The sequence below is a fragment of the Zunongwangia sp. L-65 genome (genome assembly GCF_056859415.1).
The window spans coordinates 93007-105771 of record NZ_JBSXOK010000062.1 but is presented as its reverse complement, the minus strand read 5'-3'; the positions used below and the strand labels follow the sequence as shown (position 1 = coordinate 105771).

Annotated in this window: 9 protein-coding genes; all 9 read left to right on the top strand. The window is 37.5% G+C overall.

The window, feature by feature from the left end; translation table 11 throughout:
* The first annotated feature begins 28 nt into the window (after positions 1-28).
* The 9 genes from AC13DP_RS11045 (at position 29) to AC13DP_RS11005 (ending at position 12662) form a co-directional block, all read left to right on the top strand.
* Complete coding sequence (locus AC13DP_RS11045; protein WP_228249299.1) at positions 29-937, top strand: ROK family protein; 909 nt, start codon at positions 29-31, stop codon at positions 935-937.
* Positions 937-2100 carry an MFS transporter gene (locus AC13DP_RS11040; RefSeq protein ID WP_483067813.1) on the top strand — a complete coding sequence of 388 codons (1164 nt, stop codon included), beginning with the start codon at positions 937-939 and terminating at the stop codon, positions 2098-2100. The genes AC13DP_RS11045 and AC13DP_RS11040 overlap by 1 nt, the downstream gene beginning before the upstream one ends.
* 303 nt (positions 2101-2403) lie before the next feature.
* Positions 2404-3834: a carbon starvation CstA family protein gene (locus AC13DP_RS11035; protein WP_483067812.1), complete on the top strand. Its 1431-nt coding sequence runs from the start codon at positions 2404-2406 to the stop codon at positions 3832-3834.
* 345 nt (positions 3835-4179) lie between these two features.
* On the top strand, positions 4180-5370 hold the full coding sequence (locus AC13DP_RS11030) for an efflux RND transporter periplasmic adaptor subunit (protein ID WP_483067811.1): 1191 nt from the start codon (positions 4180-4182) through the stop codon (positions 5368-5370).
* Positions 5371-5543: 173 nt separating this feature from the next.
* Positions 5544-8714, top strand: a complete 3171-nt coding sequence (locus tag AC13DP_RS11025) for an efflux RND transporter permease subunit (protein ID WP_483067810.1) — start codon at positions 5544-5546, stop codon at positions 8712-8714.
* An 8-nt stretch (positions 8715-8722) separates the two neighbouring features.
* On the top strand, positions 8723-10180 hold the full coding sequence (locus tag AC13DP_RS11020) for an efflux transporter outer membrane subunit (protein WP_483067809.1): 1458 nt from the start codon (positions 8723-8725) through the stop codon (positions 10178-10180).
* A 142-nt stretch (positions 10181-10322) separates the two neighbouring features.
* Entirely contained in the window at positions 10323-11210 is an 888-nt protein-coding gene (locus AC13DP_RS11015) for a helix-turn-helix domain-containing protein (protein WP_013073734.1), read from the top strand.
* A gap of 92 nt (positions 11211-11302) precedes the next feature.
* Positions 11303-11962 carry an SDR family NAD(P)-dependent oxidoreductase gene (locus AC13DP_RS11010; RefSeq protein WP_272958276.1) on the top strand — a complete coding sequence of 220 codons (660 nt, stop codon included), beginning with the start codon at positions 11303-11305 and terminating at the stop codon, positions 11960-11962.
* Positions 11963-12008: 46 nt separating this feature from the next.
* Positions 12009-12662, top strand: a complete 654-nt coding sequence (locus AC13DP_RS11005) for a DUF2652 domain-containing protein (protein ID WP_228249306.1) — start codon at positions 12009-12011, stop codon at positions 12660-12662.
* Positions 12663-12765 lie beyond the last annotated feature (103 nt).

Genomic DNA, 12765 nt, shown 5'->3' with positions numbered 1-12765 from the left:
AAGTTAAACTATTAATCTTAAAAAAATAATGCATAGTATAGGAGTTGATATTGGGGGAAGTCATATTACTGCGTGTATTTATGACCATACCAGTAAATCCATAGCTACAGACAGTTTAATCTACCGAAAAGTAAATTCCAGGGGATCAAAAAATGAAATCATCGAGGCATGGGCTAGCGCCATTGATTCCTGTAGGAAGAAGGTAGATGTTAAAGTTGAAGGTGTTGGTGTTGCTATGCCTGGCCCTTTTGATTATTATAACGGTATAAGTCTTATAGAAAATGTAGATAAATTAAGTGCCCTTTATAAAGTGGATATCCGAACTGAACTTGCAAGACACTTAAAAATTGATCCTTCTAAAATTCGATTTATAAATGATGCCACTGCGTTCTCGATTGCAGAAGCGATGATTGGATGTGCCAGGGATTATAGGCGGGTGGTGGCCATTACATTAGGAACGGGGCTTGGGGCCAGTTTTTTGGCCTCTGGCAAGCCTATAATTGAAGATGATAGGGTGCCCAAGGGGGGATTTTTATATAATCAATTGTATAAAGGAAAAGTAGCAGATGAGCTTTTTTCTACTCGGGGGATTCTTCGTGATTATAAAGAGCGTACAGGTAAGAGTGTGACGAATGTCCGTAGGATTTCTGAACTGGCTAGAGAAGATGAATTTGCACAAAACACTATGGATCAATTCGGAAAAGATCTGGGGCTTTTTTTAGCGCCTTTTTTGAATAAGTTTAATGCAGAGGTTTTAGTTTTAGGAGGCAATATCTCAAAAGCTTATCCATATTTTGAAAGCTCGTTAAGCAAACAACTTCCTCAAATTAATATTGAAATATCGGAATTTGGTGAACAATCGGCTGTTATTGGTAGTGCTATTTTATTAGATGATCACTATTACAAAGAGATAACCCCAATAATAAAACTGATGTAATGGCAACTAATAAACTAAATTATAAAGCTTTATTCCCCGTTTTATTTACCTATGTCGTTATGGGGTTTGTCGACATTGTTGGAGTAAGTACAGGCTATGCACAACGGGACTTTGATCTTTCTCCAGAAACAGCTCAATTAATACCTTCTATGGTATTTATTTGGTTCTTTTTTCTCTCTATACCTATAGGTATCCTACAGCATAATTACGGAAAAAGAAAATTATTATTAATGGGTATTGCGCTTACAGGTATAGGTATGTTTATTCCTTTTATCGTATATACCTATATTACCCTATTAGGGTCTTTTATTCTATTAGGAGTAGGTAATACTATAATTCAGGTTGCTTCTAATCCTCTTTTAAAAGATGTGGTAAGTGACAAGAAGTTTGCAAGTTTTATGAGTTTATCTCAGTTTATCAAAGCACTAAGTTCTCTTTTTGGTCCAATTATCGTTACATATATGGTAAGCCTGTTTGGCGATTGGAAGCTTGTTTTTCTGGTTTATGGTATCATCTCAATTCTTACAGGAATAGGTCTTGGTCTTACTTCAATTGAAGAAAGTGAGTCGATGGTCAAAGCTTCTTTTTCCAGTTCTATTAAATTACTTAAGGATCCTTTTGTCTTGAGTATGGTATTAGCTATTTTTTTAATTGTGGGGCTTGATGTGGGGATGAATACAAACATCCAAAATCTTTTAGTAGAAAGGTTTGGCGTCTCTTTAGAAAATGCGTCCCTTGGCATTAGCATTTACTTTACCTCTTTAATGATTAGTCGTTTTGGTGGAGCAATGCTACTTAGTAAAATCGATAATTATAAATTCTTACTATGGTCTGCACTAAGCACTGTACTATTTTTAGTATTTCTCATATTTTCACCAAATCCTACGTTTACAAAAGTTAGTATTTTTTTGATAGGACTAAGTTCTGGAAATCTTTTCCCTTTAGTTTTTTCTTTAACTATAAGTCAAATACCAAACAGGGCAAACGAAATTTCAGGATTAATGATTATGGCTGTTGTTGGGGGAGCGGTTATTCCGCCATTAATGGGTATATTAAATAGTGCATTTGGAATATTAGCAAGTTTTGGATTGTTGGTATTAAGTGCACTATATGTGTTTTCTGTATATTTTATCTTTCAAAAGAAAAATAGAAGTTATAAATAATGAGCATGAGCCGATTAGAATGTCTATTCGGCTCAAAAAATACGTAGCTATTTGATAGGGAAAACTATCGATGTATGATCAATCACTTTTCTTTTTATTAAAAGACTCTAAATACGATATTCTTTAAAAATAAGATTATTTTTAAAGAATATAAATCGTAAACTTGTCTTTAGCCTCTTTTTGGACTACCTAATCTTCTTCTTTTGAGATTATTCTAAATTTTATCGCTGGAATTTAAAATTAAATGTATTTGCAAGAGACTAAATATAAGGTTATTTTGTGTACTAAAAGACTGCTATATCCATGTTCACATTTATCGTTTCTATCCTCTTACTCATCCTGGGATATTTTACTTATGGCAAATTCGTAGAAAAAATATTTGGAGCTAGGGACAAAGAGCAAGATACTCCGTCTCATACCGAAAACGATGGAGTAGATTTTGTACCCCTAAAAAAGCAAAAAAATGCGTTTATACAATTGCTCAATATTGCTGGTGTGGGACCCATTTTTGGGCCTATCCTTGGAGCACTTTATGGGCCGGTAGCCTTTTTATGGATCGTACTGGGATGTATTTTTGCGGGTGGGGTACATGATTATCTTACCGGAATGATATCGGTAAGGAACAAAGGTTTGCAACTTCCCGCGCTTGCGGCGAAATATATCGGTAAACCTTTTAGTCATCTGGTGAACCTTTTTGCCTTATTGCTACTTTTACTGGTAGGAACCGTGTTTGTAGTAGCACCATCAGAGATGATTAGTGAATTATTAGACGGTAGCCAGCAAACTCTAATGCTTATCACAGCGGCAATTTTTCTTTATTATACCATTGCTACGATATTACCTATTGATAAGATTATAGGTCGCATATACCCTTTTCTGGGTGCTATGCTTTTATTAAGTGCACTGGGTATTGGGATTGGAATATTTTTTAGTAGTAATTCCATACCTGAAATCGATTTTGAAAATTTGCACCCCGATAATATTCCCTATTATCCGTTAATTTTCCTTACCATATCCTGCGGAGCTCTTTCGGGATTTCATGCAACACAATCCCCTATAATTTCCAGAACACTTAATAATGAGAAGGACGGGCGTTACGTATTTTATGGAATGATGATCGCCGAAGGGGTTATAGCTATGGTCTGGGCGGCAGCGGCAATGACAATAACAGACCAGCAGGAAATATACCAGCTTATACAAGATGGTGGCCCCGGTTTAGTGGTAAACCATTTGGCTACAATAATACTGGGTTCTATAGGCGGGACTATTGCCGTGATAGGAATTATCGTATTACCCATTACCTCTGGGGATACTTCATTTAGAGCGGCGCGTATGATTGTCGCAGAATACATTAAACGGCCGCAGAAAGAACTTAAAAATCGGTTTATGATTGCGATACCAATTTTTGCAGTTTCTTTTCTGTTACTTACCGTGGTCGATTTCGATATGTTATGGCGTTATTTTTCCTGGGCGAATCAGGTTACTGCTGCTATTGCACTGTGGACGGGTACGGCTTATCTTTACCGGCAGGGGAATTATTACTGGATTCCGCTCGTACCGGCAGTCTTTATAACCAGTGTAGTGATTACTTATATTTTTTATGATAGTGATCTTGGATTTGGGCTGGGTATGACATTGAGCAAATGGATTGGTATTGGCTTTGCACTTTTCTGTGCAATACTCCTTCATTTAGGATCGGATATAAAAAAGCATATAAATTTTAGTTCAAAATAAAAGCAACATACTGCTTTCTTTACGAATATACTTTGATTTTGAGTGCGTTGTGCCTGTTTATCCATATACAAGTATTGGTTTTTTTTAATAAGCATGGTAGCCTTTGGTGCCAAAACCGGGGTAGTTATCATTTAGGTTAATGGATAAAAAAGTTGCTTATGATACCAAATAATTAAGTATATAGCTGCTGTCAGTTTTTAGTGCAAGGTAGAAGTTATGACATAATTCATCATATTATAAGACAATATTAGATTTTGGTCATTTTAGGAAAAGTATTGGTTACTAATCAGGTGACCTCTTGTCCTAATTTTGCTTCGAAATTCTAATATATAAATCAAAGTCACCATGATGAATTTAAATTTTAATACTAAAAAAATTGGATTTTTTGCCATTTCCGGCATCATCGTTTTATTGATCATCCTGGCATTTACAACAAAAGAGGAGGAAAATATAACTCAGGTTGATTCTTCTGCTCTAGAGGTTCAGGTTGCTACGCCTGTGTACGATAAAATCACTGAATGGGACGAATATTCAGGACGTTTTGAAGCTAGTAATCGAGTTGAGGTTCGTGCAAGGGTAAGTGGCTTTTTAGAAAAGGTCAATTTTAGTGATGGACAAATGGTAGAAAAAGGGCAGGTTCTCTTTGTTATTGATCAAAGACCGTTTCGAATTGAACTAGAGCGGGCAAAAGCGGGGTATGAGCAGGCTTTCGCAAGTTTAAAAACTGCCGAGGATAATTATAAAAGAGTGGAATCTTTAAAAGAAACCGGTGCATTATCCACTGAAGAATATGACCGCCGTAAGCAAGCTTTTGTTCATGCCAGGGCAAGTTTAGAATTGGCAGCTGCCAGTGTGGATCATGCAAAATTAAATCTGGAATTTACCGAAGTAAAAGCGCCTATTTCAGGTTTGGTAAGTAGGGATAAAGTGAATGAAGGAAACATTATCGATGGTGGCAGTGCAAATTCAACCTTGCTCACTACAATCGTAGCGACTAGCCCTATCCATTTTTATTTCACCGAGAGTGAATCGGAATATCTTAAATATGTACGTCTGGCCAAAGAAGGTAAGCGCGGCAATGCTAGATCTGAAGGGATACCTGTAATGATCAAACTTTCTGATGAAGAACAATTTATGCACACCGCATTATTAGACTTCGTGGATAACGAAATAGATGAACAATCGGGAACGATAGAAAGTCGTGCCGTTATGGATAACAATGATCACTTATTGGAACCTGGAATGTTTGGAAAAGCCAGGATTTCTGGAAGTGAAGAGCATAAGGCGCTTATGATCCCAGACGAGATTATTGGAACAAATCAGTCCCTTAGATATGTATATGTGTTAGATGGAGAACATAAAGTGAGTAGTCGAAACCTTACTTTAGGACCATTACATTCTAATGGTTTACGTATTGTTCGTAGCGGTCTTCAGCCAAAGGATCAACTTATTATTAATAATCTTCAAAAGATAAGGCCTGGAATGCCGGTTTCGCCAAAAGTGGTAGACATCCCTTTACCGGATCAAAAAAAATAAATCAACCTCTCAAATCATGTAAGTATTCGATACTGGATGTTAGATCAACTGCTAAGATTTGAAACAGCATGATTTAAGAACATATCACATCCTTTGCTGGATATTAGCTATTCCCTTAAAACTTTATAAACCAAATAGAGAATAAGGGAGTGTTTCGCCAAAATTAAAATTCTATGAAATTCAGTCAAATATTTATAAAGCGGCCTATTTTTGCCGCTGTCCTAAGTGTGCTTATACTTATCGTTGGGGGCTTGGCATATGTGTCCTTACCCACCTCACAGTTTCCGGATGTAGCTCCCCCCACCATTGAAGTAGTTGCAAGCTATCCCGGCGCCAATGCCAAAACTTTATCTGAAACCGTTGCTGCTCCAATCGAAAAAGAGATTAATGGGGTGGAAGACATGATCTATATGACTTCCCAATCTTCTGCAGATGGTCGGGTTATTGTACAAATAGCATTTAAGCTTGGGACAGATTTGGATAAAGCACAGGTACAGGTGCAAAACCGTGTAGCCATAGCAGAGCCGCGTTTGCCGGAGTCGGTTAGAAGGCTGGGAGTGACCACCAGAAAAGTTTCTCCTGATATGCTTATGGTAATCAACCTTTATTCTCCAGAAGAGACTTATGATCAAACTTATATGGCAAATTATGCCGTATTACAGCTTCGTGACGAATTGGCCCGTATTAAAGGAATTGGGCATATTCAACTTTTTGGCGCAGCAGAATACGCCATGCGCATCTGGCTGGATCCTGATAAAATCGCAAGTCTTGATCTTACGGCGGCTGAAGTTGTTGCAGCATTAAGAGCCCAGAATGTTCAGATAGCAGGAGGAACTTTGAACACTTTACCTTCGGGAAATCAGTCTGCCTTTGAAATTAATATTCAAACTCAGGGAAAACTTGTTTCGCCACAGCAATTTGAAGATGTTATAATAAAAGATAATGACGGGCGTATTGTACGCCTAAAAGATATTGGGAGAGCAGAGCTGGGCGCCCAAAATTATACCACACGAGGCTATCTGGGGAAAAAGCCTGCTATTGCGATGCCTGTTTTTCAACAACCGGGTGGAAATGCATTGGAAACAGCTCATGAGATTCAGGAAAAGATGAAGACACTTTCAGAACGTTTTCCTGAAGACCTTAATTATGATATCGCCTATAACCCTACAAAGTTTATTCAGAAATCTATTGACGAAGTATATCACACAATTTTTGAAGCCATTGTACTGGTAATCTTTGTTATTTTGCTATTTCTCCAATCTTGGCGGGCCGCCGTTATACCAATATTAGCCATACCTGTTTCCTTAATCGGAACCTTTGCAGTAATGCAGGCCATCGGTTTTTCGCTAAATACGTTAACCTTATTTGGGCTGGTGCTTGCCATAGGGATTGTAGTAGATGATGCCATTGTAGTGGTAGAGAATATGGAGAGGTATTTAAGCAAAGGCCTGTCACCAAAAGAAGCCGCTATAAAAACCATGGATGAAGTTGGAGGCGCACTTGTGGCCATCGGTCTGGTATTAATTGCGGTGTTTATACCTACGGCCTTTTTGGAAGGAATATCAGGACAGTTTTATAAACAATTTGGGATGACGATTGCGGTGGCAACGGCAATCTCTGTATTCGTATCCTTAACCTTAAGTCCTGCTATGGCTGCATTATTGATGCGTCATGAAGAAAAAACGGATAAAAAACCTTTTATCTTGTTAAGGCCTTTCGTTTTTATAGGAGACAAGTTTAACCATTTTATGATTTCCCTTTCCAATAATTATGGGAAATCGGTTCAGAAACTGGTAAGAACAGCCATGCTGGTTATGATTGTCTATTTTGGACTTGTAGCTTTTACGGGATTCGAATTTAATAGAGTGGCCAAAGGTTTTATTCCTGCGATGGATCAACAGTATTTTATAACGGTGATACAGTTGCCCCCGGGATCATCTTTATCCAGGACAGATGCTGTTGTACAGGATGTTCTTGATATCTCACTGGAAATTGATGGGGTAGCGAATGCAATTTCTTTTACAGGATTTGATCCTACTTCTAATACGATAGCATCAAATTCAGCAGTAGTTTTTCAGGTACTTGAAGATTTCGATATAAGAAACGATAAGAATATCGATTATACCGAACTTATGGGAAGCATTCGCGCAAAAGTGGGGCAAATAGACAACGCCATGGTGTTGGTGATTCCTCCGCCATCGGTAAGTGGTATCGGGAATGCAGGAGGATTTAAAATGATGGTTCAGGACAGGGCCAATCTGGGAACCGAAAAATTATTGGAAGCCACCAACACACTGGCAATGGCCGCTAACCAGGATCCTGTTTTAAGTAATGTTTTTACGTTTTTTAATAACCAGACACCTCAGTTATTTTTGGATATTGACCGGGTAAAAGCAGAAAAACTGGGAATTAATGTACAGGATATTTTTCAATCTCTGGAAATTTATATGGGTTCTGCTTTTGTAAATGAGTTCAATTATCTGGGAAGAACATTTCAGGTTACCGCTCAGGCCGATTCCCCTAATCGTTTAACTCCGGAAGATCTTGATAAAATTCGGATCAGAAACCGTGATGGGCAAATGGTTCCCATGGGGACTATTGCCAGTCATGAAAATACTGCCGGAGCTTCAAGAATTCCAAGATTTAACCTGTATCCTTCAGCCTCTCTAAACGGGGATTTTTCACCAGGCTATAGCTCTGGAGAGGCTATTGAACGAATGGAACAATTAGCCAACGAGGTGTTACCCGATGGAGTTTCATTTGAATGGACTGAGATCGCTTATCAGGAGAAGCAGGCAGGAAATACTGCAGGTGTTGCATTTTTCCTTGCTGTGGTATTCGTCTTTTTACTATTAGCCGCCCAGTTTGAGAGCCTGATATTACCACTAGCCGTCATATTTATAGTGCCTATGGTCTTGTTATTCGCAATTTTGGGAATCGATCTCGCCGGACTGGATAATAATATCATGGTGCAGATAGGTTTGGTTGTTTTGGTAGGTCTGGCAAGTAAGAATGCTATTTTAATCGTTGAGTTTGCTAAACAACTGGAAGAACAGGGAATGGAGCTAAAGAAAGCAGTAATCGAAGCTTCAAAACTGAGATTACGTCCCATTTTAATGACCGCAATGGCCTTTATATTGGGGGTAGTACCGCTGGCCTTAGCAACCGGAGCTGGCGCAGAACTTCGGGTGTCATTAGGAATTGCGGTATTTAGCGGAATGCTAGGTGTGACCATTTTTGGAATATTTCTGACTCCGGTATTCTATTATTTGGGCAGAAAATGGACTACTAAACGCCGTAATGGAACAATAGGTTTAGAGAATCAAAAAACAAAGGAAGAGTAAAAAAGGATATGAAAAATTTAATAGTAATAGTAAGTTTATTGGTTTTAGTTTCCTGTGGAATTCAAAAACGAGCGTATCAGGTTTCTGATCCCGTTAAGGTGAATAATGATTATTTAACCAAAGCACTTCAGGATACTATATTTAATGATCAGGAGCATATCACGCGGTGGTGGTCTGCGTTTAAAGACCCTGTTTTGGATACGCTGATTGAAAGAGCAGGTACCAATAATTTAGATATTAATACTGCTGTCGCAAATTTTGAAGCATCCAGAGCTTCATTAAAGGCACGTAAATTTGATCGTTGGCCTGTGGTAACAATGAATGGATCCTATAACAGGACCCGTTTAGGAGAAAATGTGTTTGTACCGGGTATGAACCCTACTTATAGTACGTATAGTGGAAGTATGGATGCCGTCTGGGAGACAGATATTTTTGGAAGGGTTTCCAATAGGGTTAAAGGATCTTATGCTTATAATCAGCAGATGCTGGCTGATATGCACGGCGTTTATCTGCGTATATTTGCTGAAGTGGCTACAAATTATCTACAGTTACGGGGAACACAATATTTACTGGATATCGCACAACGAAACCTTAAGGGGCAGCAGGATACGTACGATCTAACCCTTAAACTGTCTGATGCAGGAACCAGTAATACTCTTGATGTCTCCCGTGCCCTTGCGCAATTAGAAAGCACCCGGGCAAGTATTCCTCCGCTAGAAGCCAGGATAGAAGCACTTAAAAATAGTTTAAGCATTTTGACCGGTGAGATTCCCGGCAAGCTTTCTGGGGATATCATTGGCAAACAGGCTTTGCCAGATTTACCGGCATCAGTACACCTGGGAAATGTCAAGGAATTATTGCGTCGCAGACCAGATGTAAGAAGAGCCGAAGCAGCACTTCAGGTCAAAATCTCGGCCTATAATATCGCTGTTGCGGATCTATACCCAAAAATTGAATTTGGAGGATCTGTAGGTTTTTCTGCTGTAGATTTTGCCAATTTCGGGAGTAAGGAATCTTTTACCTGGAGCCTGCTGCCAAGCATTAGCTGGGCCGCTTTTAATTTGGGCAGGGTTAAACAGCAAATAAGAAAAAATGATGCTGAAACCCTGGCTGCTCTGGCGCAATATGAGAAAGTGGTTTTGGAAAGCTTAGAAGAAATAAAAACCAGTATGAGCAATTATTCTCATGAGCTGAAAAGAAGGGAGATTTTAAAAAATTCCTCAATGGCTAGTGCTAAAGCTGCAGAAATTGCCCAGAAAAGATTTAATGCAGGCCTTGATAACTTTATTGATTATCTAAGTGCAGACAATGCGTTGCTTATTGCTGAAAATTCGTTGGCGATGAGTGAGATATCATCGGCAACTTCGCTTATAGCTATATATAAAGCATTAGGCGGAGGTTGGGAGATTATCTCTGATGAAGAACTGAAAATTAAATTTGAAAAGATGAAATTAAGTCAGCACTAATGTTATTAAATATTATTTTTAAACTATTGAACGCTAATCTGACGGGAAACACTAATTTCAGCATATAAAATCAGCACTGATTATTTGTGAATTACGGTAAATAGTTACCGGAGTTTACCCAAATTATAAGAATTGTTAATTCATGGATAAAGGGAACATCCCTGTTTTTGATACATTTAATGACTACTATGAAGCGATTGATTTCCCTCATAGGAGTCAGATTCCTTATTTCGATATTTTTAAGGCCGATAGCCTGGAGCCTACAACAAGACGTTGTATGCCCCCTTATCGTCAGGGCTTTTATCAAATTGGTCTTTTAAATAATTTTGGAGATACAGAATTTAACCTGAATACCGACATTTTGAATTTGGAGGGACATCCGTTATTTTTTGTGGTGCCGGGGCAGTTTTTTTCCTGGTTTCGGGATAAAAACCTACAAGGCTATTTTATCATGTTTAAAAAAGAGTTTTTAGGCAATTCTTTTTCAGATTTGGTTAATGATTTTCCTTTTCTAAAAATATCAGAGAATAACTTTATGATGTTATCATCAGAAGAGTACCGTTCTTTATCCTTTGATATGGAGCGTATTTATTCGGTTTCCAGAAATCCACATCCTTATCAGGAAAAAATGCTGGAAGGCATGCTGGTCTCTTTACTTTATTTTTGCAAGGCGATTTTCGAAAAGAATAGCAGAACAGATAATTATGTCTCCAGACCGCAGTCCATTACGAATCAATTTGAAATATTGGTTGATAAAATGTATTTAGATACCAAAAATGTAACAGACTATGCGGAAAAACTTAATATCACCCCCAATTATCTAACCACTACATTAAAGCAGTTTACTGGTAAGACGGCCAAGGACATTATTAGTGAACGCCTGTTTAATGAAAGTAAAAGTTTACTGAAGTATTCGGGGCTTGATATTGCAGAAATTTCTTATCGTTTAAATTTTCAGGAGCCCACTCATTTCACCCGCTTTTTTAAAAAGCATAGTGGAATAACTCCTAATCAGTTTAGAAAGTCGTAATTGTAAAGCATAAAGTCAGAATAATTAAGGAACTAAAATATTTTTACTTGTGGAGCATTCGTAAATTTGTAAAGTTAAAAAGGTAGTATGATATGGATAGGAAAAGAGTTGCAGTATTAACAGAAGCAGGAAATGGCTTAGGTAAAGCTATGGCTAACCTTTTGTTACATCAGAATTATAAAGTGATCATTGCAGCAGGCGAAGAAAGCTATAATAAACTTTCGCAGGAGGGGAATAGTGTGAGGGATTTTGATCTTATCCTGGTTGATTTTACTTCAGAGCATAGCCTTTTACATCTAAGAGATAAAATAAAAAAGGAATATGGACAACTGGATTTACTGATCAATAATGCAGAGACGGTGAATGGTTTTGGCCATAAAATTGACCAGTTGGATATTAGTGAAGTAAAATATTTGTTTGAAATCAACTTCTTTTCGATTTTAAGAATCATTCAGTTAATGAAACCTTTACTGGAAAACAGTGAAGCTCCCAAAATAATAAATGTAACCAGTGCCTTGGGAGATCTTTCCAAGATGAATGACGAGACATTTTGTTATTCCAATTATGATCTTACAGGATATTCATGTGCGAAGGCAGCACTAAATATGTATACCCACTTACAGTGCAAAGAATTTAAACCCGATAAAATCAATATTTACAGTTTCGATCCGGTAGCCCTTAAAAACTGTACGTACAATTCGGTGATCATTTGTGATGAAGTGAAAGATCGGTTTATTTCTTTGGTGCAATAACCGGGAAAAATAACCTATATACTAGAAAGAATTTCTAAATTTAACTATGGAAGGGGATAAAAAAGGAATCATAAGGCCATTAAAGAATACTGAATTTAGAGTAAAGTCCAATTCATTTGAGGGGACAATTATTATTCCTGATATTAGTGGTTTTACCAGTTTTGTTAATTCCATGGATTTTTCCTTAGGAAAAGAGATCACTATTGAGCTGCTTCAGGTGATAATCGATCAAAATATTCTAAACCTTACGATTTCAGAAATAGAAGGTGATGCGATCTTGTTCTATAAAAAATCTACTCTCACCTTGCAACAGGTTAAAAAGCAATACGAGCAAATGCTATCAGCCTTTAGCCATAAGGTCAATACGCTTAGTTTACAATATGGTTTTGAAATTAAGCTTTCATTAAAACTGGTGGCTCACTATGGGGAAATATCAACTTATACGATAGGTGGTTTTGAGAAATTGTATGGTAAGCCAGTGATAGAAGCTCACCAATTATTAAAAAATCCAATAAAAAGCAATTCTTATTTTTTGATAACCGAAGATTTTTTTAATGCCACAAGTCAAACTGTAAATAAAACCCATTATTCAGGAAGTAAACTTTGTGAGGTATATGGCTCATTAAAAAATATAGGGTATATTTTTTTCGATTATGAAGCAGATCGGGATAATCCTTCTATTAACGGCTATTTAAGGTAAGACTTCTTTTTGACAAGGTTATAAGCGATGGGCAAAAGTGTTGCCTGTTTAAAGAATAAAAGCTAAAAGAGAAAATGATAGCTTTAAAAGAAAAGTCTTTTAT

What these genes read in the sequence shown, in the direction of transcription:
- AC13DP_RS11045 (WP_228249299.1), top strand. Translation starts at nt 29, where the DNA reads ATGCATAGTATAGGAGTTGATATTGGGGGAAGTCATATTACTGCGTGT.
- AC13DP_RS11040 (WP_483067813.1), top strand. Translation starts at nt 937, where the DNA reads ATGGCAACTAATAAACTAAATTATAAAGCTTTATTCCCCGTTTTATTT.
- AC13DP_RS11035 (WP_483067812.1), top strand. Translation starts at nt 2,404, where the DNA reads ATGTTCACATTTATCGTTTCTATCCTCTTACTCATCCTGGGATATTTT.
- AC13DP_RS11030 (WP_483067811.1), top strand. Translation starts at nt 4,180, where the DNA reads ATGATGAATTTAAATTTTAATACTAAAAAAATTGGATTTTTTGCCATT.
- AC13DP_RS11025 (WP_483067810.1), top strand. Translation starts at nt 5,544, where the DNA reads ATGAAATTCAGTCAAATATTTATAAAGCGGCCTATTTTTGCCGCTGTC.
- AC13DP_RS11020 (WP_483067809.1), top strand. Translation starts at nt 8,723, where the DNA reads ATGAAAAATTTAATAGTAATAGTAAGTTTATTGGTTTTAGTTTCCTGT.
- AC13DP_RS11015 (WP_013073734.1), top strand. Translation starts at nt 10,323, where the DNA reads ATGGATAAAGGGAACATCCCTGTTTTTGATACATTTAATGACTACTAT.
- AC13DP_RS11010 (WP_272958276.1), top strand. Translation starts at nt 11,303, where the DNA reads ATGGATAGGAAAAGAGTTGCAGTATTAACAGAAGCAGGAAATGGCTTA.
- AC13DP_RS11005 (WP_228249306.1), top strand. Translation starts at nt 12,009, where the DNA reads ATGGAAGGGGATAAAAAAGGAATCATAAGGCCATTAAAGAATACTGAA.